This is a genomic window from Flavobacterium cyanobacteriorum, from assembly GCF_002251835.1.
GTDB lineage: Bacteria > Bacteroidota > Bacteroidia > Flavobacteriales > Flavobacteriaceae > Flavobacterium > Flavobacterium cyanobacteriorum.
This window is the reverse complement of sequence record NZ_NOXV01000297.1, coordinates 1-24908: the sequence shown is the minus strand read 5'-3', so window position 1 is coordinate 24908 and position 24908 is coordinate 1. Positions and strand designations below refer to the sequence as shown.

16 protein-coding genes are annotated in these 24908 nt (G+C 42.8%); 12 read left to right on the top strand and 4 right to left on the bottom strand.

The genetic code is table 11. The annotated features are described in order from the left end of the window. Positions 1-38 precede the first annotated feature (38 nt). On the bottom strand, positions 39-803 hold the full coding sequence (locus tag CHU92_RS12435) for a hypothetical protein (RefSeq protein WP_129583083.1): 765 nt from the start codon (positions 801-803) through the stop codon (positions 39-41). Between the two features lie 94 nt (positions 804-897). Here CHU92_RS12435 and CHU92_RS12430 point away from each other — a divergent pair, with 94 nt between their 5' ends. The 11 genes from CHU92_RS12430 to recJ all read left to right on the top strand — a co-directional run bounded on the left by CHU92_RS12430 (position 898) and on the right by recJ (position 15616). Beyond that, positions 898-3099 carry a patatin-like phospholipase family protein gene (locus CHU92_RS12430; protein ID WP_094416053.1) on the top strand — a complete coding sequence of 734 codons (2202 nt, stop codon included), beginning with the start codon at positions 898-900 and terminating at the stop codon, positions 3097-3099. A gap of 126 nt (positions 3100-3225) precedes the next feature. Continuing rightward, positions 3226-4869 carry an amino acid permease gene (locus CHU92_RS12425; protein WP_094416051.1) on the top strand — a complete coding sequence of 548 codons (1644 nt, stop codon included), beginning with the start codon at positions 3226-3228 and terminating at the stop codon, positions 4867-4869. Positions 4870-5292: 423 nt separating this feature from the next. Further along, positions 5293-6450: a homogentisate 1,2-dioxygenase gene (locus tag CHU92_RS12420; RefSeq protein ID WP_094416049.1), complete on the top strand. Its 1158-nt coding sequence runs from the start codon at positions 5293-5295 to the stop codon at positions 6448-6450. Positions 6451-6490: 40 nt separating this feature from the next. Further along, on the top strand, positions 6491-7651 hold the full coding sequence (gene hppD / locus CHU92_RS12415) for a 4-hydroxyphenylpyruvate dioxygenase (RefSeq protein ID WP_094416047.1): 1161 nt from the start codon (positions 6491-6493) through the stop codon (positions 7649-7651). Positions 7652-7952: 301 nt separating this feature from the next. After that, entirely contained in the window at positions 7953-8717 is a 765-nt protein-coding gene (locus CHU92_RS12410) for a DUF3108 domain-containing protein (RefSeq protein ID WP_094416046.1), read from the top strand. Positions 8718-8720: 3 nt separating this feature from the next. Continuing rightward, positions 8721-9653: a tryptophan 2,3-dioxygenase family protein gene (locus tag CHU92_RS12405; RefSeq protein ID WP_094416044.1), complete on the top strand. Its 933-nt coding sequence runs from the start codon at positions 8721-8723 to the stop codon at positions 9651-9653. Further along, a complete protein-coding gene (locus CHU92_RS12400; protein ID WP_165764655.1) occupies positions 9646-10902 on the top strand; it encodes a peptidoglycan DD-metalloendopeptidase family protein in 1257 nt (418 codons plus the stop codon). Before CHU92_RS12405 ends, CHU92_RS12400 begins: the two co-directional genes overlap by 8 nt. Further along, entirely contained in the window at positions 10902-12542 is a 1641-nt protein-coding gene (pgi, locus tag CHU92_RS12395) for a glucose-6-phosphate isomerase (RefSeq protein ID WP_094416042.1), read from the top strand. Before CHU92_RS12400 ends, pgi begins: the two co-directional genes overlap by 1 nt. Positions 12543-12696: 154 nt before the next feature. Beyond that, entirely contained in the window at positions 12697-13137 is a 441-nt protein-coding gene (locus tag CHU92_RS12390) for a hypothetical protein (protein ID WP_094416040.1), read from the top strand. A 60-nt stretch (positions 13138-13197) separates the two neighbouring features. Continuing rightward, positions 13198-13674 (top strand): septal ring lytic transglycosylase RlpA family protein, encoded by a 477-nt coding sequence (locus CHU92_RS12385; protein WP_094416038.1) that lies wholly within the window; start codon positions 13198-13200, stop codon positions 13672-13674. Between the two features lie 244 nt (positions 13675-13918). Further along, positions 13919-15616, top strand: a complete 1698-nt coding sequence (gene recJ / locus CHU92_RS12380; protein ID WP_094416036.1) for a single-stranded-DNA-specific exonuclease RecJ — start codon at positions 13919-13921, stop codon at positions 15614-15616. 70 nt (positions 15617-15686) lie between these two features. On the opposite strand, the gene CHU92_RS12375 is transcribed toward recJ, so the two are convergent. Further along, a complete protein-coding gene (locus CHU92_RS12375; protein ID WP_094416034.1) occupies positions 15687-16442 on the bottom strand; it encodes a UDP-2,3-diacylglucosamine diphosphatase in 756 nt (251 codons plus the stop codon). A gap of 215 nt (positions 16443-16657) precedes the next feature. Here CHU92_RS12375 and CHU92_RS12370 point away from each other — a divergent pair, with 215 nt between their 5' ends. Continuing rightward, positions 16658-23368, top strand: coding sequence for a choice-of-anchor L domain-containing protein (locus tag CHU92_RS12370; protein ID WP_094416033.1), 6711 nt, complete (start codon positions 16658-16660; stop codon positions 23366-23368). 218 nt (positions 23369-23586) lie between these two features. On the opposite strand, the gene CHU92_RS12365 is transcribed toward CHU92_RS12370, so the two are convergent. Both CHU92_RS12365 and CHU92_RS12360 read right to left on the bottom strand, forming a co-directional pair. Next, positions 23587-24147, bottom strand: a complete 561-nt coding sequence (locus tag CHU92_RS12365) for a DUF1697 domain-containing protein (RefSeq protein WP_094416031.1) — start codon at positions 24145-24147, stop codon at positions 23587-23589. 3 nt (positions 24148-24150) lie between these two features. Continuing rightward, positions 24151-24873 carry a tetratricopeptide repeat protein gene (locus CHU92_RS12360; protein WP_094416029.1) on the bottom strand — a complete coding sequence of 241 codons (723 nt, stop codon included), beginning with the start codon at positions 24871-24873 and terminating at the stop codon, positions 24151-24153. Positions 24874-24908: the final 35 nt, after the last annotated feature.

Here is a 24908-nt window from a genome sequence, read left to right as displayed (position 1 = left end):
ACCAAAATTATCCAACAAAATGGTTAAGTTTGATAGTGTTAAATTTTATTTAGGACAGGATTGACAAAAAATATATTTATTGGTAATAATTTTGGATAAATTTCTTCTTCTCCATATCCGACAAATATTAAGCCAGTATAATTTGTGGCAGTTTCCTTTAATCTTAAAGCATGATATAAAAGTAGCTTTATTTTATTTATAAGATCGGCGGAGAGAACTAACATGTTATCTGTAAACGAGGACTGAATCAGTGGGTCAATAATGGGATTTGCATAAATCAAATAATCTGGATATGTCAATGTTAAATAATTTGGACAAATCTCTCCACTTTCCAAAATAGGAATAAATTCAGTGGTTTTTTGATCGATTAATTCAATTAGCGTTTGCCGATTTTCTTCAGTAGGATTTTGGATTAAATGGTTTTGACCAACAAGAACTTCATTTATTAACTTATCAATGGTGTTTTTAAAATACCAACTTAGGAAAAGTTTTTGTGTTTCTTCGTCTGCAAAATAATCTTTAGATTGTAAGTAGCGTAAAAAATCATCTTTATAATCTTCAACTTTAGGAAACGAAGTTGTTGAAAGTTGCTTTCTATACATCTTGATAATTATTTCCCATGGAGTTGTTATAAAAGTCGCAGAATTATAAACCATAATTCCGATAGGGTGATGCTTAGATAAAGTAAATAATTTATTAGCTCTATTAAAAATTTTATTCCCATTAGCTGCGCCAATAGTTACTGCACTATCTGCGGCTAAAGCAATTGCTTGTTTATTTAGAATGCCCACTACTGCAGTCATATCATATGTGCTTATTAAGATAATTGTTGGCGAAATATAATAAATATCTTTAAATGAACAAGATGAATTCATAAATTTGCAAATAAATTAAAATATGAATAAATTCCTGCTCCTGATTTTATCGCTGCTTGTTGTTACTGCCGCAGCAGGACAGGAAGCGGGGGAAAAACCTAAAATTGGCCTGGTGCTTAGCGGTGGCGGTGCCAAAGGGCTTGCACATATTGGCGTATTAAAAGTCCTGGAAGAAGCAGGAATTGAAATTTCTTATATTGGCGGTACCAGTATGGGCGCTATTGTGGGCGGCCTGTATGCTTCAGGCTACTCGGCTAAAGAGCTTGATTCCATATTTAGTTCGCTTGACTCAGACGCATTGTTGCAGGATTATACCCCACGCGCCTCCAAAAATTTCTTTGAAAAGCGCAATGATGAGCTATATGCCATAACCCTTCCCTTTAACAACTACAGGCTTGCTGTGCCTACAGCGCTCTCTAAAGGCCTGTATAATTATACAACTATAAACCGCCTTACAGACCATGTACGCCATATAAGAGACTTTGATAAGCTACCCATCCCTTTTGTGTGTATCGCCACAGATATAGAATCAGGCAGGGAAGTGGTGCTGAGAGAAGGTGTCCTGCCCGATGCTATACTGGCCAGCGGCGCTTTCCCGTCGCTATACTACCCTGTAGAGATTCGTGACAGGTTGTTAATAGACGGGGGCATTACCAATAACTACCCTGTTGAAGAAGTAAAAAAAATGGGTGCGGATATAATTATTGGCGTAGATGTGCAGGACGGGCTTAAAGACCGGACGCAGATTAAAGGCGCTACCGGGGTGCTGGTACAGATAAATAACTACCAGATGATCCAGAAAATGGAAGCCAAGCGGAAACTCACCGATGTATACATAAAGCCGGATATTAAAGGTTTTACAGTAATTTCGTTTGATGAAGGCAGGGCTATAATTGACAAAGGTGAAGAAGCTGCTAAAGTTTTACTTGACAGCCTCAAAAGGCTGGGCAGTAAAAATTTTGTGGAGAGGCATCACATAAAAGTACAGGACTCTGTGCAGGTAGAGTATATTAACATTACCGGGCTCAAAAATTATACGCGTTCGTATGTTATTGGAAAACTTAGTTTCAAGCCCGGCCAACGTATATCGTATCAAAAATTTAACGAGGGGATTAGCAACCTCAACGCTACACAAAATTTCAATACCATATCATACAATTTTACCAAAGGCCATAAGTATGATGTGCTAAATTTGCACCTTAAAGAAAATCCTGTAAACCGGTATTTGAAGTTGGGGTTACATTACGACGGGCTTTATAAAAGCGGTGCGCTTGTGAATATTACACAAAAAAAATTATTCCTCCGCAATGATGTGGCATCCCTGGATGTTATCCTCGGCGACAATTTCAGGTACAACTTCAATTATTACCTTGATAATGGGTTCCATATCAGTTACGGGTTTTATTCAGGTTTCACACAGTTTAGCAGGAATGTTACAGCATCATTTGTAAAAGGGCTTGCAGAAGGCCTTCCTGAAAATAATGACGTAAATGTAGAATTTAATGATTTAACCAATCGCATATACATACAAACCATATTTGCCCAGCGGTTCATGATAGGCGCCGGAGCAGAACATAAGCATTTAAAGATTAAGTCGGAAACGGTTCCTGACCGTAGCCCGGTTTTTGAAGACAGTGATTACTTTTCGCTCTACGGATACCTTAAACTGGATTCTTATGATGATAAATTTTTTCCTACCGAAGGGTGGTATTTTTCAGGAGAAGCAAGGAGTTTCCTGTACTCTACGGATTATACCGGTATGTTCAGCAGGTTTAGTATGCTCAAGGCAGATGCCGGCACTGCTAAAACGCTTTTTAGAAATTTTGTCTTAGTACTACAGGCTGAAACTGGCCTTTCTATTGGTGACGACAGCGTACCGTACTTTGATTTTGTACTCGGTGGTTATGGCTACCACCGCATCAATAACTTCAGGCATTTTTACGGATATGATTTTTTGAGCCTCGGCGGCAACAGCTACATAAAAGGTGCGGTTACCTTGGATTATGAACTGTATCGCAAGAACCACATCAACTTTACTGCAAACTTTGCCAATATTGGCGATGATTTATACGAACAGGGCGAAATATTGTCTATTCCCCAATACAATGGTTATGCAATAGGGTATGGGCTGGAGACACTCCTGGGCCCCGTAGAACTTAAGCACAGCTGGTCGCCCGAGACTAAAGACCATCTTACATGGATAAGTGTCGGCTTCTGGTTTTAAGCTAAATCTTACGCATAAAGTTAATAAACTTCTTTTTTAAGAGGATATCGCTATGTTTTTTTGACTATAGGTTAATTTTATTTTAAAAAACCTATATTTGGAAATCAAAAACAAACACATTTTTATATGTCAATTTGGAGAGTAAAACCTGTTTCTGCCTTTGAGGCAGATATGAAAAAAGGGGGGCTTAACCGTGTGTTGACCCGTTGGGGACTGACATCTTTAGGTATTGGAGCCATTATCGGGGGCGGAATTTTTACCCTCACGGGAATTGCTGCACATGATTTTGCCGGGCCCGCCCTGGCCCTGTCATTTGTTATTGCCGGTATTGGCTGCCTGTTTGCGTCCTTATGTTATGCTGAATTTGCTTCAGTACTGCCTGTGGAGGGATCTGCCTATGCCTACGCCTATGGCACTATTGGCGAAGTATTCGCGTGGTTTATCGGGTGGAACCTGATATTGGAATATATGATGGGCGCCACAACCGTGGCAGTAGCCTGGAGCGGGTATTTTACTAAACTTTTAGGGCTATTCCACATCAAATTGCCATTAGCCTATTTGTCAGATAAGGCTACCGCATTAGAAAAATTAAACCATGCTAAGGCTGTTGATGCGGTAAAGGAGTATCTGGCAACCCATACAGGGGCTACCTTTGAGCAAATAAAGGCCCATTTTGCCAACGCTGAATTTTCCGGGGCGTTCAAAAGCCTCACATCATTAAAAGATTTTCAAAATTTTGCCAATGGGGAAGGTATTGTACAGTTTGCCGAACATTATTCATCAATAGATCTGTCAGGTATTGTATTCAATCTTCCTGCTTTTTTAATTACCTGGATTATTACAGCTATTTTGGTAAAAGGAATTAAAGAAGCAGCAAAAACTAACAATATTATTGTAGTGGTGAAAATCGCGGTAGTACTTTTTGTAATAATAGCCGGTGCGTTCTTCATCAATCCTGATAACTGGGTTCCGTTTATTCCAGCTGAAACTATTACGGTTATTGATGGCGCAGAAAAAATTAATTTTGGTTTTGGAGGAGTATTGACAGCGGCTACGATAGTGTTTTTTGCTTATATAGGCTTTGATGCAGTATCTACACAGGCAGGGGAAGCCATTAATCCTAAAAAAGATGTTCCTTTTGCCATTGTAGCCTCATTAATCATCTGCACAATTTTGTACATATTGGTTTCACTCGTGCTCACCGGGATGGTACGGTTTGACCAGCTAGATAAAACGGCGCCGGTAGCTTCGGCATTTAGCGGTGTCGGGCTTACCTGGGCTACCTTCCTCATTACCATTGCAGCAACAGCGGGATTGATGTCAGTAATGTTGGTAATGATGTTAGGGCAAACCCGTATTTTTTTAGGAATGGCTAAAGATGGCCTTCTCCCGGTTTTTTTCAAAGATTTACACCCCAAATATCTTACCCCGCACAAAAGCACAATACTCGTAGGCCTTATCATTTCGGTGGTGGCAGCCCTCACTCCTATTGAAAAAGTTTCTGAAATGTGTTCCATGGGAACCTTACTTGCTTTTGCCATGGTGTGTATGGCTGTAATGGTTTTGCGTATAAAAAAACCTCTCTTGGAGCGTCCTTATAAAACTCCTGCCGTATACATTGTAGGGACGTTGGGAGTCGCGTTTAACCTGTTTTTAATGACACAGGTACGTACCGAAACATGGTACACTTTTATAATTTGGGGAACCCTCGGGATATTAGTATATTTTCTTTACAGTAAGCGAAATTCAAAACTTGAAAAGAAAGCCTGATATAGCTTAATTCATAAATTTTTATACATTATAAATCGTAACATAAGTAAAAGGCGGGAATATTCCCGCCTTTTCGGTTCAAATCAATTGCTTGGTTATGTGTTTGATTGGTTAATGTCCCGCGCGTGAAGTAACTCCAAAAACACAGCGTATTACGGGTGTAAAACTATTTTTTAGAACATACCCCGCGCCATCCCGATTAACGGGTATTTTTTATAGTAACAGAACATTATATTTTTTTGGCTGTGTTTTGATTTTTATTAAAATAAGCGCGGGAAAATTAAATTTTTACGATATTTGTATTACTATGAGTGCTAATTGGGCAGGTTTATTAAGTTACCTTAAGTTCCTCATCAAGAGAAATCCTGAGTGAGCAGTTTCTTTATAAACTGTTTTTTAAGTATCATTTAATAAATTAAAAATATGCCAATATACCATAAACTGGGTAATTTCCCCCAAAAACGACATGTACAGTTTGAGAAGCCGCAAGGCGGGCTTTATTATGAACAGCTTTTTGGCACCGAAGGCTTTCATGGCCATTCATCGCTGCTGTACCATGTGCACAGGCCTACACAGGTAAAAGAGATAAAAAAGTCCTATTCGGCCGAGCCTAAGATAGCCATTGAGAAGAACATAAAATCATTGCTCCTTAAAGGTTTCCAGGTAAAGCCGCAGGATGATTTCCTGGACAGCCGCAAAGCCATGCTGGTAAACCGTGACTGTATAATAGGCCTGGCAGCCCCACGGAAGTCGCTAAGGGAATATTTTTATAAAAATGCCGATGCCGATGAAATGATTTTCATCCACAAAGGCAGCGGGAAGCTCCGTACCTTTATGGGCAATATCCCTTTTGAATACGGGGATTATCTTATAATCCCCAGGGGGATGATTTACCAGATTGATTTTGAAACCGAAGATAACCGCCTTTTTTATGTAGAATCGGTTGCGCCAATTTACACACCGAAGCGATATAAGAACCAAAGCGGGCAGCACCTGGAGCACTCGCCCTTTTGTGAAAGGGATTTTAAACTGCCTTCAGAGCTGGAAACCTACGATGAAAAAGGAGACTTCCTTATAAAGATTAAGAAAGAAGGCATGATACACGAGGTGGTATATGCCACACACCCTTTTGATGTAACGGGCTGGGACGGCTACAACTTCCCGTACGCTTTCAGTATACACAATTTTGAACCTATAACGGGACGTGTGCACCTGCCGCCGCCGATACACCAGACGTTTGAAACATCAACCTTTGTGGTATGCTCATTCTGCCCGAGGCTGTATGACTATCACCCCAAATCAATACCTGCACCTTATAACCACAGCAATATTGACAGCGATGAAGTACTGTATTATGTTGACGGCGATTTTATGAGCCGGAACAATATTGAGCAGGGGCATATCACACTTCACCCTAAAGGCATACCGCACGGGCCGGCACCCGGCGCTATGGAAAGGAGCATAGGGCAGGCGGAAACCCATGAGCTTGCGGTTATGGTAGATACCTTCAGGCCGCTTATGGTTACTGAAGATGCCATGGCTATTGATGATGGGCAGTATTATAAATCGTGGGTTGAATAATTTGATTACAATCTAGCCGGAAGGCAAAACAGACAATACAATGGAAAAAGAAGTTAAAAGCGTAGAATACGGATTAGAAAAAATATTTGAAGGGGCACAGGATTTCCTGCCGCTGCTGGGTACGGATTATGTAGAGTTTATTGTAGGCAACGCCAAGCAGGCCGCGCATTTTTATAAGACCGCCTTTGGGTTCCAGTCACTGGCCTATGCCGGGCTTGAAACCGGAATGAAAGACAGGGCGTCCTATGTGCTGGTGCAGGGGAAAATCAGGCTGGTGCTTACAACGCCGTTGAAAGCTGATTCGCCACTTAACGACCATATAGTAAAGCATGGTGATGCAGTAAAGGTAATAGCGCTATGGGTTGATGATGCACGCAGCGCTTTTGAAGAAACCACAAAGCGCGGTGCCAGGCCATATATGGAGCCAACAGTGGAAAAAGATGAGTTTGGTGAAATAGTTCGCTCAGGTATCTATACCTATGGCGAAACGGTTCATATGTTTGTAGAGCGCAAAAATTACAGCGGGCCTTTCCTGCCGGGGTACAAAGAATGGAAAAGCGATTACAACCCTGAACCCACAGGCCTTAAGTATGTTGACCACATGGTAGGCAACGTAGGCTGGAACGAAATGAATGTTTGGGTGAAGTGGTATGAGGAGGTTATGGGCTTTGTAAACTTCCTGTCTTTTGATGACAAGCAGATTAATACCGAATATTCTGCCCTTATGAGTAAGGTAATGAGCAACGGCAACGGCCGCATCAAATTTCCAATCAATGAGCCTGCAGAAGGCAAGAAGAAATCACAGATAGAAGAGTATCTTGATTTTTACGGGGGGCCGGGAGTACAGCACATCGCTATAGCTACCGATGATATTATTAAAACAGTATCTGGCCTTAAATCCCGTGGCGTTGAATTCCTTTCTGCGCCGCCACGCACATATTACCTGGACGTACCCAACCGCCTGGGTGAGCACATGAGTATTATGAAAGAAGATATCAATGTGCTGGAGAGCCTGGGCATAATGATAGATGCCGATGAAGAAGGGTACCTGCTGCAGATATTCACCAAACCGGTTGAAGACCGCCCGACCCTGTTTTTTGAGATAATACAGCGTATGGGGGCGCGTGGTTTTGGCGCGGGCAACTTTAAAGCCCTTTTTGAAAGTATTGAAAGGGAGCAGGCATTAAGGGGTACTTTATAAAAAACCTATTTTTTTAAACATAATGTAATTTTAACCCTAATAACGGCTGAAATTTTAAAGAGTATGTGTTAAAATAAAAATTTAATTAATTATTTTTCAATAACATACCTACCTTTGCATCGCAAAAACCAGGATACACAGGTGTTTGGAATTTTTGCAAAGTAAATTTTCATAATTTATAGTTTTTGGTTGGTTAATAGCATAAAAACCCGGTCATTATTTTGACTGGGTTTTTTTGTTTCTTATTTTTGGAACAGAAATTGTACCGTGGGTGTAAAAATGCTGAAAACAAGAATTTGCTATGAAAAAGCTGCTTATTTTATTACTGATATATACCGCCACGGGTACATCTACGCAAAGTGCTTTCCAGACGGGCGAATACTTTAAGTTCCGCATACATTATGGTATAGTAAATGCCGGCTATGCTACCCTTGAAGTTAAGGAAGCCGTGCGGGATAATAAAAAAGTACACCATGTGGTAGGCCGTGGGTACACAACGGGGATGACAAAGTTTTTTTTTAAAGTTGAAGATGATTACCAGAGCTATTTTGACAAAACTACCGGGAAGCCCTATCAGTTTGTAAGGAAAATCAACGAGGGGGGCTATACCAAGAACCAGGAAGGTTTTTTTAACCAGGATAATAATACAGTACTTGTAAAAGATTATAAAAATAAATCACAAAAAACATTTACAGTTACTGAAAATGTACAGGATATTGTTTCTACGTTTTACTACCTCAGGAACCATCCTAAAGTAGATAAAATGGAGGTAGGCGAATCAATATCTGTAGATATGTTTTTTGACGACGAGATAACCAAATTTAAACTAAAGTTCATAGGCCGTGAGACCGTTGATACAAAATGGGGTGAAGTTGCCGCCATGATCTTCAGGCCGTATGTGCAGGCAGGGCGTGTTTTCAAAGAGCAGGAAAGCCTGACCGTTTGGATTTCAGACGATGAAAATAAAATTCCGCTCCGCATAAAAGCCAGCCTTGCAGTAGGGTCGCTAAAAGCTGACCTTGATGAATTCAGGGGATTAAAAGCCCCGCTTAAAGCTAAAAAGTAACACATGGAGTTTACACCTGCTATACAACAAAAACTCAATGAAATTGATGAAAGGTTTAGGTCTTTAAACCAAAAAACGGAAGTCCACCTGGAAGGTATGCTATGGTCAAAACCTTTAACATACTGGGATTATATACAAACTGACGCCCTGCTTAGCCTTCAGGTACAACGTACTTCACTGCCCGACGAGATGGTTTTTATAATGTATCATCAGGTCAATGAGCTGTTGTTTAAAATGATACTGTGGGAAGTAGAACAACTTTGCCATACCGAAACTCCGTCAAAGGAGTTTTTTACAGAGAAGCTTATGCGTATCAGCAGGTATTTTGATATGCTTACCACTTCATTTGACATTATGCGCGACGGCATGGAAGTAGAACAGTACATGAAGTTCAGGAACAACCTCACGCCGGCAAGCGGATTCCAGAGCGCGCAGTACAGGTTAATTGAATTTGCCTCAACCGACCTGATAAACCTTATTGATTATCGTTTCCGCGACACCATAGACAGGAACACCCCGTATGAACACGCACTCGAGCACCTTTACTGGCAGGCTGCCGGCAAGGATTACCAAACCGGAGAAAAATCATACCTCCTGAAAGAATTTGAAAAACGCTATAAAACAGATTTTTTGCGTTTTATGGAAGAATACAATACCATAAATATCTGGAGAAAGTTTAAGCAGCTGCCCGATGAGAGCCGGAATGATGCTTCCCTTATTGCCGCCATGCGCCATTATGACTACACGGTTAATGTAACGTGGGTGATGGGGCACTATAACACTGCAAAAAAATATATTGAAAGCGTAGCCGGCCCACAGGAAGCTACGGGAGGAAGCGATTGGAAGAAATACATGCACCCGCGTTACCAGCGGAGGATATTTTTCCCCGAACTATGGTCAGAAGAAGAGTTGAAGGCCTGGGGAGAGAATGTATAACCAAAATAAACCACACAAGTTGAGATATCTAATAAGCATATTACTACTACTAACACTATTTGCCTGTAAAGAAGAGGATAACGCCAAAAGTAATCCCACCATAAAAAAAGAGCCTATTATAAAAGAGTTTGGCTTTACGCTTAACAACTTTAAGGTAGTGCGCGACACTATCGCATCGGGCGATACTTTCGGCAATATACTGGAAGATGAAGGATATGATGCTGCACAGGTACATAAAGTAACCGAAGCTATAAAAGATTCTTTCGACCTGCGCGATATACGTATAGGTAAACCCTTTACCCTGCTTAAAGATAAAAAAGCACCTAACAAACTGCAGGTTTTTGTTTACCAGCCCGATAACCTCAGCTACTATGTGGTTGATCTCAGGGATACCATAGCGAAAGCATACAAAACCGTAAAGCCTGTTACTATAAAACGCAGGGTCATAGCGGCCGAGATAGACGGTTCATTGTTTGAAACCCTTGATAAGGCCGGGGCTACCCCTGCACTGGCCCAGGAACTTTCGGAGATTTATGCCTGGACCATTGACTTCTTCAAGATTCAAAAAGGTGATAAATTTGCCGTTACGGTAAATGAGAGGTATATAAGCGGCTCCATTTATGCAGGTATTGAAAATATAGAAGCCTCTTTTTTTGAATACAAAGGCAAAAAAATTTATGCTTTTCCTTTTAAACAGGATGAAAATGCCAAAAAGGCTGATTATTATGATGAAGAAGGGAAAGTACTGAAAAATATGTTCCTTAAAGCGCCTTTAAAATTCATACATATCAGTTCGCGTTTTTCGGCAAGGCGCTTCCACCCCGTACAAATGCGATGGAAAGCCCACAACGGCACAGATTATGCCGCTCCGCACGGCACACCCATTATGACCACAGCAAACGGTGTTGTTGAAAGGACAGGCTACACCTCGGGCAATGGCAACTTTGTTAAAGTAAGGCATAACAGCACCTACGCAACCCAGTACCTGCACATGTCTAAAATACTGGTACGCCAGGGGCAAAGAGTTTCACAGGGCGATATTATAGGCAGGGTAGGCAGCACGGGCCTTGCAACAGGCCCTCACGTATGCTACCGTTTCTGGAAGAATGGCGTGCAGGTGGACGCGTTGCGGCAAAAACTGCCAAACTCAGAGCCTATGGCTAAAAAGCACAAGCCCAGGTTTATGGCTTATATGACACCGCTTAAAAAAGAACTTGACAGTATCTCAAACATAAAATTTAAAAAATAATGGCACTGAAAAACATAAACCCGTCAGGCACCGCCGCATGGCATAATCTTAGGGAACATTTTGAGGAAATGCAATACGCATCAATGCAGGAGATGTTCGCTGCTGATAAAGGCAGGGCAGAAAAGTTCCACATCAGGTGGAATGATTTTTTAGTGGATTACTCCAAAAATATTATTACTGAAGAAACGGTTAAACTGCTGCTTAGCCTGGCCGAAGAGACCGGCCTGAAGCAGGCTATGGAGGGGTACTTTGGGGGCGAGGCCATTAACCGCACCGAAAACAGGGCAGTACTGCATACAGCACTGCGCGCCCCTGCTAATGCAGATATAAAAGTTGACGGGCAAAATGTTATGCCGGAGGTGTTTTCGGTTAAAAACAAGATAAAGCAGTTTTGTGATGAGGTTATCAGCGGAAGCAGGCGGGGTTATACAGATAAGCCGTTTACTGATGTGGTTAATATTGGTATCGGCGGGTCTGACCTGGGGCCTAATATGGTAGTTGAAGCTCTAAAATTTTACAAGAACCACCTTAATGTCCGGTTTATATCAAACGTTGACGGCGACCATGTTATGGAAAGCCTGAAGGGCCTTGATCCTGAAACAACTTTGTTTGTGGTGGCTTCAAAAACTTTTACGACGCAGGAAACATTGTCTAATGCCGAAACAGTGCGGGCATGGTTCCTGCAGTCGGCAAAACAGGAAGATGTAGCCAGGCATTTTGTGGCCGTTTCTACTAACATAGGCAAAGTAACGGAGTTCGGTATTGCCGAAGATAATATTTTCCCGATGTGGGACTGGGTTGGCGGCCGTTTTTCATTATGGAGCGCGGTTGGCCTGTCTATAGCCCTGGCAGTTGGATTTGATAATTTTGATAAATTATTAAAGGGCGCGCACGATATGGATGAGCATTTCCGTACAGCCCCTTTTGATAAAAATATACCGGTAGTACTGGCATTGCTCAGTATTTGGTACAATAACTTTTTCGGCGCCGAAAGTGAAGCCCTTATACCATACACACAGTACCTGCAGAAACTGGCACCCTACCTGCAGCAGGGCATTATGGAAAGCAATGGCAAGAGCGTAGGCCGTGACGGTTATCCTGTAAATTACCAGACAGGTACTATTATATGGGGCGAGCCGGGCACTAATTCCCAGCATGCTTTCTTCCAGCTGATACACCAGGGAACGAAGCTAATACCTACCGACTTTATTGGTTTTGTGCAGCCATTGCACAGCAACAAAGGGCATCATGATAAGCTAATGTCGAATTTTTTTGCCCAGACGGAAGCGTTGCTTAATGGCAAAACAGAAGCACAGGTAAAGGCAGAGTTTGAAAAGCAGGGCATAACAGGAAAGAAAGCGGACTACCTGCTGCCATTCAAAGTGTTCCGGGGCAATAAGCCCACCAATACGCTCCTTATAAAAAAACTTACACCCGGAACACTGGGTTCGTTAATCGCACTGTATGAACATAAAATATTTGTTCAGGGTGTAATCTGGAATATATTCAGCTATGACCAGTGGGGCGTTGAGCTGGGAAAACAACTGGCCAATTCTATATTGGATGAAATAAATTCAGGTACTGTAAAAGAACACGACAGCTCAACTGCATTTCTGCTGAAGAACTTTCTCGACAATTAATCATTATTATAAGCCCGAGGATTTTCGGGCTTTTTATTTACATAACTGCTTCTTATACAGGTTCTAAATTAGCGTTAACAAGTAATTAACATACCTTTTTAAAGGATTTTTTGCCAGTAATTGAGTATATTTGCCTCCCTAACCTTTTCAAATTATGTACGAATCAATACTTGGTTTACATTCTTACTGGGCTTTTGCAGTACTTATACTACTGCTGCTTGCGGCGCTTAATGCTTTCCTTGGAAATTCTTCAAAAAGGGCTTTCCTGAAAAAAGACAGGCAAATTGCTTTGATAGCACTTATTTTTGCACATGTTCAGCTTGTGCTGGGCCTTGTACTTTTGTTTGTTTCACCAAAAATGGAAGCAGCAAAGCAATTAGGTATGGGTGGGCTTATGAAAAATTCAGAGCTAAGGCTGTTTGTGGTAGAGCATCCGCTTACAAACCTTATCGCGATTACGTTTATAACCATTGGCTGGTCAAAACATAAGAGGGCTACAGCCGACAGTGCAAAATTTAAAAATATAATGTATATGTATGCCATAGGGCTGCTCTTACTGCTCAGCAGGATACCGTGGGGCCAGTGGCTGGGGTAATAGATAGGAACCCCATGGCATGATAATTGCCAAACCGATTGTTTAACTAAACAAAATAGTATGAAGAAAAGCATCATCTTTTTTAGTGCCGTACTTTTAGTATTCCTTGTTTCAGGGTTTACAGTTTCAGGAGTAACAACAGAAAGAAATATTGTAAAAATTGCAAAAAAAGTTTCTGATACCACAAAAGCAGAAAAACCGGCCGTGGTAAAAGAAGTAAAGGAAACAAAATTAAAGCTCTATAAAAAAGATGTGCTTGCTACTTACTACGCCGATAAGTTCAACGGCAGGAAAACTACCAGTGGGGAGCGCTTCAGCAATAAAAAATATACCGCGGCCCACATGAGGCTCCCTTTCGGGACAAAATTAAGGGTAACCAACGAAAAGAACGGCAGGTGGGTTGATGTTACCGTTAATGACCGCGGGCCTTTCAGCAAAAAACTTGAAATAGACCTTACCAAGCAGGCTTTTATGGAAATAGCTTCACATAAAGGTTCAGGCACATTCAAAGTAAAAATCGAGATCATAGAAGAATAGAAGGTCTCTCAATTACAATTAAGTTTAATCCCTGTTTTTCTGTATTTGAGATAAAAGCTATTACGTATAGCTTATCTTTTGGTACACGAGTTAATTAAAAATGCACGTAGTTGTATTGACACCTCACGGATCATTTAAAAATTACTTTTCCAGGGTTAAATCACTAATCAAATTCATACCAAACGCATACCGGATAAAATAAAAAACAGGGCTTTTCTTATATTTGCCTTCTAACTATTTGCATATGCGCTGGACACTCAAACCACAACCCGCACACAACAAAGTAAAACAGCTTGCCGAAGCCCTCAGTATTAATGAGGTTATAGCTTCGCTGCTGGTACAGCGTGGTGTGGAAAGTTTTGAGCAGGCAAAACAGTTTTTCCGCCCATCATTATCTGACCTGCACGACCCGTTTCTGATGAAAGATATGGACAGGGCCGTGCGACGTATTGAGCAGGCTATTGCTAATAATGAAAATATTCTGGTTTTTGGCGATTATGACGTAGATGGCACTGCATCGGTAGCACTGGTTTCATCTTACCTTCGATCGTATTATGAAAATGTTGACACCTATATACCTGACCGGTACACAGAAGGTTACGGCGTTTCTTTTGCCGGCATTGACTATGCCTATGATAACGGCTGCAGCCTCATTATAGCTCTTGACTGTGGTATTAAATCCATAGATAAAGTTGAATATGCCACAGCAAAAGGCATTGATTTTATCATCTGCGACCATCACCGTCCTGGCGATACATTACCCCTGGCCGTTGCCGTGCTTGATCCCAAGCGCGAAGACTGCACTTATCCATATGATGAACTCTGCGGCTGTGGGATAGGTTTCAAGCTGGTGCAGGCACTTGCCGGGAGGAGAGGGTTAGCCATTAACGATTTAATTCCCTACCTTGACCTTGTAGCTACGGCTATAGCAGCTGATATAGTACCGATTACCGGGGAAAACCGCGTACTCGCGAAATTTGGGCTGGAAGTCATCAATGCTAATCCCCGCCCCGGTATCAGGGCACTTATCCGGAACATTAAAAAGCAGGAGCTGTGTATCAATGACGTGGTGTTTATCATAGCACCACGTATTAATGCTGCCGGGCGTATCAGGCATGGGAAATATGCTGTAGAACTGCTTACGGAATTTAACCTGGAGCAGGCCGAGGAATGCGCTTCACAAATAGAATTACTTAATGCCGACCGTAAAGGCCTGGATAAGCAGATGACTATAGAAGCCCTCAGGCAAATTGAAGAACGTGCCGAAACTAATTGTTTTACTACGGTAGTTTATAATGAAAACTGGCACAAAGGTGTGCTCGGCATTGTGGCTTCGCGCCTTACGGAGACATATTACCGGCCCACGCTTGTGTTTACCAAAAGTGGTGACAGGCTGGCAGCATCGGCACGCTCTGTTAAAGACTTTGACATTTACAATGCCCTTGAAGCATGCGCAGAGCACCTTGAGCAGTTTGGCGGCCACATGTATGCCGCTGGGCTTACGCTGAAAGAAGAGCAATTCCCTGATTTTAAAGCACGCTTTGAAGCCGTTGTAGCGGAAACTATAGACCCAGCGCTGCTTACTCCCGAAATAAGTATCGATGCTGAAATCACCTTCTCACAAATTACGCCCAGGTTCTACAGGATTTTAAAACAATTTGAGCCTTTTGGGCCGGGTAATATGACACCGGTATTCCTGTCACGTAATCTTAAAGACACCGGTTTCGGCAAGCCTATCGGGGCAGATGAGAGCCACCTGCGGCTTTTCATTAAACAGCAGGGGACTGAAGGTTTTCCTGCCATTGGCTTTGGCCTTGCCGCAAAAAAAGAACTGGCCTGCAACGGCAATGCATTTGACGCGGTATATTCTGTAGATGAAAACGTATGGAACGGGCAGGCGAGTTTGCAGTTGAGGCTAAGGGATATACGTTGTGAGGACTAATTTAAAGATTTGAAAATTTTTAAATTTGAAAATCTCAGGATAATCTTAAAATTTTCAAATTGCATAATTTTCAAATTGATGTATACTCCTTCAATTCAAAATTCTCCCCGTCAAAAACACCATACGTAAAATAGCCTATCCAGTCGCCCAGGTTAATATAGCTTGAGTTTTCGCCTACTTTTATAATCATGGGCAGGTGCCTGTGCCCGAAAACGAAATAATCGTAATGTTTGCTTTGCAGCTTTCGCTTGCTGTATTGTACCAGCCATTCTTTGTCTTCTCCTAAAAATTTCACGTCGGCTTCGCCCGAGATTAGTTTATTCTTTACCGAAAGATATTGTGCCAGTTTTACGCCTACGTCGGGGTGCAGCCAGCGGAAGAGCCATTTGGATACAGGATTGGTAAATACCTTCTTCATCCGTTTGTAGCCCACATCTCCAGGCCCAAGGCCGTCGCCATGCCCTATCAGGAAAATTTTATTGTTAAAACTAAATTCTTTGGGACGATGGTATACCGGTATATTAAATTCCTTTTCAAAATAATCATGCATCCACAGGTCGTGATTGCCGGTAAAAAAATGAATTTCTATACCCGAATCCCTTAATTCTGCGAGTTTACCGAGTACCCGTACAAAGCCTTTAGGTACAACGGTTTTATACTCAAACCAAAAGTCGAACAAGTCACCCAGGAGGAAAAGCACTTTTGCGTCCTGCTTAATTTTATCGAGCCATGCCACAAATCTCTGTTCGCGCGGAAAGCTGAGTTGCGGTGTCGGTGCGCCAAAATGCTGATCTGATGCAAAATAAATCCTGGTACTGTTACTCATCCCTAAAATCAGGTATTACTGCCCAAATATATAAATTGTTATTAAACAACAGGTAGTGGGGAAATTTGTTTTTTCTCTTTACAGATATAACAATAGGAATATAATTTGTTTTTTTTAGGAAAAAATTAGCAATTACCAATTATTTGTTAAGAATTAATGAAGATTTTTAGTTATATTCGGAGAAATAAAATTTTAACTGCTAAATTATAAGGTCTATGAAAAAAATTACGTTAATGTTTTTCATGATGGTATCTTATTTATGCGCCTATGCACAGCTTCCAACCGAAAATTTTGATAACGGTTGGCCGGTTGGCGCAGGCGGATGGGCAACATACCAAAATGATGTAGGTACGAACCTGCAGTGGGAGCTAAACCCAACAGGCAGTACTGTGCTTACGGCATATTCACAGCCACGGGCAGCTTATATGGCTCGGGCCAATGTTGCCTCAGGCAACCCTCAGGACTGGCTCATTACCAAACAATTTACTGTTCCGGCAAATGCCCAGCTTAAATTCTGGTCTAAACTGGTTCAGGCAAATGATCAGGGGACGCGCTATGACGTGCGAATATCCAACAACCCAAATCAGCTTGCTGTAGGAAGTTATGTGTCACTTATTGACAGCGACGGATGGAGTGAGCTGGAAATTAACCCCCAACAGCAGACTTATACACAGAAAATCCTGCCCATCCCGGCACAGTACCAGGGGCAGCAGGTTTATATTGCATTCATAATGACGGCGACCAACAATGGCGACCGCTGGCTTATTGATGATGTAAGTGCGCTTCAGTTATGCGTTGATCCAACCAATCCTGTAGCAACCAATGTGGGGCTTACTACAGCCAATCTTTCATGGGGAAATCCTAGTGGTGCAACACAGTGGGAGATAGAGATACTCGCAATTGATGCCCCGCCAACGGGCACAGGTGTCATATATTCAGGCCCGCTGCCGTATCAGCCGGTACTCCAGCCCGGTACCCAGTATAAATATTATGTCCGGGCATTATGTGGAGGGCCGGATAATCCCAGTAACTGGGTAGGGCCGGTAAACTTTACCACAGTGGCGCTGGGTGCTACCTGTACCGCACCAAAGGTAATAGCTGCTCTTCCTTATTCTGATACGGACAACACTTCAGGTTATGGTGATGATTATAACGGCAGCCCCGGAGCTTCGGGTTGTGGTACTACCGGATCTTTCCTTAATGGTAATGATGTAGTGTATTCTTACACGGCAGCGACTAATGGTAATATCAGTATAAGTATGACGGGTAACGGTCCTAATTCGGGCTTGTTTGTATATACCAGTTGTGCTAATATAGGTGTAAGCTGCGCAGCGGGCGGAACGGGCAATTCTGTTCCTGTAAATATACCTTCATTTGCCGTTACGGCTGGGCAAACCTATTATATAGTTATAAGTACTTCGGGAACAACACTGTCAACGCCTTACACATTAATTGTGCAGCCGGTAAATTGTGCGCCGCCGGTAGGCAATCCTGCCACAAATATTACGGACAACTCTGCAACCCTTTCCTGGTCTAATCCAAGCGGAGCCGTAGCATGGGAGGTTGCCGTGCAGCCTGCAGGTTCGTCTATACCATCAGGTCCGGGCCTTCTGGTACTGGATAATAACAATTTCCTTGCCGAGACGGCCTTGCCGCTTTCACCTGCCACAAATTACCAGTACTATGTAAGGGCTGACTGCGGAGACGGAACGCTCAGCGCATGGGCAGGCCCTTATTTTTTTACTACAACATTATGTAATCCTGCACAGCAGTGCAACTACAGCTTTATACTAACAGATACATTTATTGATTGGGAAGGAGCCTCTATGTCAGTAAGGCAAAATGGGGTTGTTGTGGCCACACTTTCACTTACAGGAAGTACAGGCCCGGAAACGGTAACAGTACCGCTTTGCCACAACCAGCCGTATGAATTATTTTGGGACGTGGCAGGAAATTTTCCCGGTGAAGTAGGAGTATCCGTTGTCAATTCATTCGGGCAGACGCTTTTTGTTAAAGGACCCAATCAGGGTACGCCTGGCGGATCATTATTTAGCGGCGTAGTCGACTGCTTGGAACCGGAATGCCTCCCGCCTTCCGGGTTGACGGTGCTTAATGTTACAGAAACTACAGCTTCCCTCAAGTGGGATGGACCCGCTACCGGTACATGGGAATATGTTGTACTGCCTTTTGGCGCACCAGCGCCAACCGATACTACCGCAGGCACGCCTACCGGTACCAACCCGGTACAGGCTACAGGCCTGCAGGCGGGCACCAACTATCAGTATTATGTAAGGCTGCTATGCAATAATGGCGAAGAAAGTACCTGGGCCGGGCCCTTTGGTTTCTTTACTACGCAAATACCGGCTACGCTTAATTATACGCAGGATTTTGAAGGTACTAACAGTGGCTGGGCGCTTAATAACGGCAACCAGGCTAATAAGTGGGTAGTAGGCACCGCAGCTAATAACGGTGGCGCCCAATCTATGTATATTTCAAATGATAACGGTGTAACCAACTCTTATACTAATAGTACCGCATCGGTAGTGCAGGCGTTTCGCGATGTTGCCATACCTTCAGGCGTGAATGAAGTAAGCCTTTCCTTTGACTGGAGGGCTGTTGGCGAAGGCGGTGGCGCTTTCAACTTTGATTACTTACGGGTGTGGGTCGTTCCGGCAGCATTTACCCCGGTTCCGGGTACACCAATAACTGCTGGCGGAGGAAGGCAACAGGTTGGCGGTACTTTTAACCTGAACGGGAACTGGGTTACAGCTAACTTTACCCTTAATGCCAATGCGTGGGCAGGAACCACAAGGAGGTTTGTATTTGAATGGAATAATGACAATTTTGGGGGTACCCCGCCACCAGCCGCCATTGATAATATTAAAATAGCCGTTGTTACCTGCCGTGTACCTACAGCATTAGCGCTTACGGCTGCAAGCCTAACCACTACTTCGGCTGCATTCACCTGGAATGCACCTACAAATTCAGGCACGCCTACATTTGATTATTATATATCCCAATTGCCAGGACCACCCTCTGCCACCACTCCGCCAACTGGTAATGTAGCTACAACAGGTGTAACAATTAATACCCTTGAGCCGGGCAAGACCTATTATTTCTGGGTGAGAAGCAATTGTGGCGGCCCTAATGGCAACAGTTTTTGGATTGGCCCAATTGCATTCAATACGCCTCAGATACCTGGCACTCTTAATTATATTGACGATTTTGAAGGTAATATTTCCTGGACATTCAACAACGGCAACCAGGCTAACAAATGGGTTGTAGGCACAGCTGTTAACAATGGCGGTACACATTCTTTATATGTTACTTCAGATAACGGCGCTACCAACAGTTATGTAAGTACAACTTCGGTAACACATGCCTACAGGGACCTTGCCATACCGGCAGGAACAGCATCTATTGAAGTGAACTTTGACTGGAGGGCTGTTGGTGAAGGCTTTGATTTCTTCCAGTACGACTATCTAAGGGTATGGCTTGTGCCGGTAAACTTTAACCCGGTTCCGGGGACGCAGATATCAGCCGGTCCTGGCAGGATACAACTTGGAGGCAACTTTTATAATAACGGAGAATTTATAACGGCAAGTTTTGAAATTAATACTAATGCTTTTGGCGGTACCACAAGGAGGCTTATTTTTGAATGGCAGAATGACGATTTTGGGGATAACCAGCCACCTGCAGCCATTGATAATGTTAATGTACTTATTGTAACCTGCAGGAAGCCGCAAAACCTCATAGCAACAAATGTTACTCAAACATCGGCAAATCTTGGATGGACTGAAATGAATGGGGCAACAAGCTGGCAGATCATAGTACAGCCAGCTGAAAACGCCGGACCGTCTTTAACCACACCAGGCACACCTGTTCCGGGTACTACGCCTACGTTTGCTGCAACAGGCTTACAGGCAGGTACTTTATATGAATTTTACGTGCGTACAGACTGCGGTGCGGCCAATGGCCTTAGCAGCTGGGCAGGACCGTTCCAGTTTGGAACGCGACCTGTAAATGATGAGTGTGCAAACGCAATCACAGTCCCTGTTAATCCAGGCGTTGAATGCCTACAGACAGTACCGGGCAGCGTTATAGGCGCATCAGCCTCATCACAGGCTAATACCTGTTTTGGTAATGATAATGACGATGTGTGGTTCGAGTTCACGGCAACAGGACCCGTACATGCCATAAGCCTGGAAAATGTTACAGGTTCTACAACCGATTTGTACCATGTGCTTTATTCAGGAAATGCCTGCGGTTCGCTAACACAAATTTACTGTAGCGATGATAATGTGAGTTATGCTAACAATCTGGTGCCAGGCAATGTTTATAAGATAAGGATTTACAGTTTCTCCGATACTCCTGAAACCTCTACATTTAATGTATGTGTAATAACGCCTCCGCCTCCAATATCAGTCTCGCAGACGCAGTATAGTATTGAACAGCTGGTAAGGGAGGTATTAATCGGTTCTGAATGTGCCGTGGTAAGCAATATTACTTTCTCAACCGGTACTAATTTCGGCCTTGAAAACGGTATCGGATATTTTAACCAGAATGGCTCACAATTTGGAGTATCGACTGAACTGCCGCAGGGTTATGCTGACGGTGTTATTCTTGCTACGTATGATGCCACGGCAGCCGTAGGGCCAAACAGGTTCCCTCTGGCAGACAGTAATAGCTCAGACTCCCAGGGATGGCCCGGCAGCGCTGAACTTGAAGCAGTTTTAGGCCCAGAATTTTTACCGGAAGGAGACAGCAGGTCCGCTACAATGCTATCTTTTGATTTTGTACCCTTAATAAGTGAACTTAATTTTGATTTTATATTTGCTTCAGAAGAATATGATGCAGCAGGTTTTGAATGCTCATTTTCAGATTCATTTGCTTTCATACTTACTGACCTTACTACAGGTTCATCGGCTAATCTTGCTGTAGTACCCGGTACCGATACACCTATACAGGTCACCACCATTCACCCTGATAATATTGTTTGTGAAGGTATTAATGAAAGCCTTTTCGGTCAATATAATGACAATGCTTATGACCCTATACGCTATAACGGGCAAACCAAGAGTTTAACGGCCTCTTCGCCGCTTGATGTTACACACATATATAACATCAAATTAATTATAGCCAATGCAAGGGATAACAGCTATAACTCAGCAGTCTTCCTGAGAGGGCGAAGTTTCCAGATTGGTGATGTAACTTTAGGGCCTAACCGCCTGGTGGCTAACGGAAACGCGGTTTGTGCCGGCGGGCAGGTAGTGCTTGACAGCCAGCTTAACCCCGCAGACTATGAGTTTGTCTGGAAAAAAGACGGACAAATTATTCCAAACCAAACCAGCCCTTCGCTTGTGGTCACTGAACCGGGGCTTTATACAATAACAGCGTCATATATTGGGTCAACCTGTTCTGGAGAAGCTTCTGTAACAGTAGAGTTTTATCCTCCGATAGAAGATATTACGGGCAGTCCTCAAAACCTTGTTGCCTGTGATGCTTCTGGGTTCAATCAGTTTGACTTTAATTCAAATACGCAGGCAATACTGGGTACTCTTAATCCGGCTGCATATTCTGTATCGTACCACATATCACAGGAAGATGCCGAGAATAATGCTAATGCGGTAGGCCCTTTATTTACAAATACAACGGCTAACCAACAGACTATTTATGTACGTATTCAGGATATTGCCAGCCAGTGTACAACGGTTAAAAACTTTACTATAACAGTACAGGATTTTACGCCGCAGTTCACCATCAATGAGGATTTTTCTTTCTGCGATGGCAATAATGCAGTCATAACAGTGGCGGCAGTAAATTTTGATCCTGCTTCGTCTGCCATTACCTATGCCTGGACCCGTAACGGGCAGCCGCTAACCGAGACAGGAAGCAGCTTAACCGTAACACAGGCCGGCAGCTACAAAGTAGTAGTTAATAATAGCGGATGCTCGGCAGAAGACACCGTAAATGTTACTGTTACGCCTGTACCGGTTGCTGACCAGATTGCCGATGTGTCTGCCTGCGGAAACTATACTCTCCCGGTGCTTACATCGGGTAATTATTACACAGCGCCTAACGGTGGGGGCAATTTATTGCCTGCAGGTTCACAGGTTACAGCTACACAGACTATATACATATTTGCGCAATCTGGCACCACACCAAACTGTACTGACGAAACCAGTTTTACAGTAACAATAAGCAATTCACCGGTTATTAATGTCCCTCAGGCGCAAACAGCCTGTGAAAGCTATGCTCTTCCGGCACTTGCTGTAGGGCAGTATTATACCGCACCAGGCGGGCCAAATGGCACCGGTACTTTGATTAACGCAGGGCAGCTGCTTACCACTACTCAGACTGTATACATATTCGCGGCATCCGGCTCACCGGTATGCCCTAACAGTGAAGGATCATTTACTGTAACTATTTTACAACGCCCTGTATTAACAGACCCTACTGATATAGAGGTATGTAATGCTTACACTCTCCCGACCCTTACGCAGGGTGCTTATTACAGCACTCCAGGCGGTGAAGGAACCCCCATCGCTGCAGGCACTCAGATAACTACATCGCAAACCCTATATATTTATGCCTCAAACGGCGCGGGATGCTTTAACGAAGTGAGTTTTGATATAGATATTATACCATCGCCACAGATTAGTGCAACGCAAGCATGTGATGGTGGCAGTTATCTACTTGAAGTTGTTTTTGAAGACGCAGTGTACGATGTAAGTAATGTATCAATTGAGTGGAAGAATCCTTCAGGAGCCACAGTAGGAAACAGCATAACCATTGCGGCTACAGCTATAGGTAACTATACGGTAACAGTTACCCCGCTTACAGGCAACATTTGCGGAACTGTGCTTGATGTGCCGGTAACACAAACCAACTGTANGGTAAATGATAGCTGTAAATCCATAGTGTAATGTAAGATTTTCTTACCAAGTTTTCACTCACAAAAGCAATACATAAATCATTTATTATCAATACTTTTAATCATAATTCTTCTAATGACCGCCATTAGAAATTTACTCTAATGAACTTTTTGGGATAATAATTGATTTTAAAATTGGTTCACCAGTAAAAGTAGCTTTTTTCTGTATGACATACAATTCACTTATTACAATTAACAAAAATGTAATATTTATTTACTGTTTACTTGCAGCAGTTCAAGCAATTTGAGCGTTACATTCCAGTTGCGGGTTGTGGCCCTAAGCTTTAGTTTTGACTCAATCAGATTATTAGACAATTTAGATTCTGATGCTTTAGCCTGCAATTTAAAATACACTACATCGCCAACTATTTCAATGAGGTCATCCCCAATGGGGGCTTCAAGTAATTTTGGCCTGTTTTCAGGCGAAGGGGTTTCAGAGAGGAAGGTTAGATATAATTTTTTGCTTCCGGCACCCTCAGGCTCACGCTGGCTCACAAAAGGATTATTATCTACCGCCTTTTCAACATCTTTGGCGTCAAAAATAAATACGGCAACATCAAAGCCATAATAACCCTCAATCAACGCTTCAACACTGGCGGCTACTTTTTCTTTAGAGTGCGTAGTGCTGCCAAATATGACGTTGCCGCTCTGGATGTAAGTTTTCACATTGGTGTAGCCCACACTTTTCATGAGGTGGCGCAGGTCTTCCATTTTGATGATCTTTTTCCCGCTGACGTTAATCCCGCGAAGCAGGGCAAGGTAGGTAGGCATAGTTTAATTTTTCCCAAAATTGGCTTCCATATCCTCAAGTGGCTTATAATAAGGCGAGTCTTTTTCAGCATATTTTCTCGCAACAGCTAACCACTCATCAAACTTTTTCCTGTTTTTGAGACGGTAATACATTCCTGCAGTGTTAAAGGCCATTTCAGCTTGCTGCATTGTATTATCAGTCATGGCTATACCTTTTTTATATGTTTTTTCAGCTTCGTCAATTTTATCCAGGTGAAGATAAGCATAGCCCAGTTCCCGCAAAAACCAAAAGTTCTTAGGGTCGTGCTTAATAGCTTTATTAAGTACTTCAACAGCTTTATCATACTGTTCGGTGGCGTTATAAGCATAACTTAATTCAAACTCTAATGTCTCAGCATGTGGGTCTTTGGCATAGGCTTTAAGCAAAATAGGTATGGCAAGTTCACTTCCGCCCACGTGGTTGTAGTGGAAACCGCGTCTTATAAGCGCCTCAAGCTCCTCCTCGCCTTTGCGATAAACATGTAGCCAGTCAGGTTCTACAGGCAGTTTTAATATCTTTCTTATACTTTCAGGCATAATTTGTAGCCTTATAGTATTGCGGTCAAGCCTGTATTTTGTGGTTCCGGATAGCCCTGAAGAAACTAATACACGCTCTTTTCCTTCCTTAATGTGGAACTTCCCTTCATAACTAAAAGTAAATCCGGAAGTCCTGTCTAAATAAATAAATCCAAATTCAGCTAAGTACACGACAAAAATTGTATTAAATTAATTTCCAGCTTATT

Excerpts from the sequence above, each read along its gene's own strand:
- CHU92_RS12435 (WP_129583083.1), bottom strand. The coding sequence starts at position 803 with ATGACTGCAGTAGTGGGCATTCTAAATAAACAAGCAATTGCTTTAGCC.
- CHU92_RS12430 (WP_094416053.1), top strand. The coding sequence starts at position 898 with ATGAATAAATTCCTGCTCCTGATTTTATCGCTGCTTGTTGTTACTGCC.
- CHU92_RS12425 (WP_094416051.1), top strand. The coding sequence starts at position 3,226 with ATGTCAATTTGGAGAGTAAAACCTGTTTCTGCCTTTGAGGCAGATATG.
- CHU92_RS12420 (WP_094416049.1), top strand. The coding sequence starts at position 5,293 with ATGCCAATATACCATAAACTGGGTAATTTCCCCCAAAAACGACATGTA.
- hppD (WP_094416047.1), top strand. The coding sequence starts at position 6,491 with ATGGAAAAAGAAGTTAAAAGCGTAGAATACGGATTAGAAAAAATATTT.
- CHU92_RS12410 (WP_094416046.1), top strand. The coding sequence starts at position 7,953 with ATGAAAAAGCTGCTTATTTTATTACTGATATATACCGCCACGGGTACA.
- CHU92_RS12405 (WP_094416044.1), top strand. The coding sequence starts at position 8,721 with ATGGAGTTTACACCTGCTATACAACAAAAACTCAATGAAATTGATGAA.
- CHU92_RS12400 (WP_165764655.1), top strand. The coding sequence starts at position 9,646 with ATGTATAACCAAAATAAACCACACAAGTTGAGATATCTAATAAGCATA.
- pgi (WP_094416042.1), top strand. The coding sequence starts at position 10,902 with ATGGCACTGAAAAACATAAACCCGTCAGGCACCGCCGCATGGCATAAT.
- CHU92_RS12390 (WP_094416040.1), top strand. The coding sequence starts at position 12,697 with ATGTACGAATCAATACTTGGTTTACATTCTTACTGGGCTTTTGCAGTA.
- CHU92_RS12385 (WP_094416038.1), top strand. The coding sequence starts at position 13,198 with ATGAAGAAAAGCATCATCTTTTTTAGTGCCGTACTTTTAGTATTCCTT.
- recJ (WP_094416036.1), top strand. The coding sequence starts at position 13,919 with ATGCGCTGGACACTCAAACCACAACCCGCACACAACAAAGTAAAACAG.
- CHU92_RS12375 (WP_094416034.1), bottom strand. The coding sequence starts at position 16,442 with ATGAGTAACAGTACCAGGATTTATTTTGCATCAGATCAGCATTTTGGC.
- CHU92_RS12365 (WP_094416031.1), bottom strand. The coding sequence starts at position 24,147 with ATGCCTACCTACCTTGCCCTGCTTCGCGGGATTAACGTCAGCGGGAAA.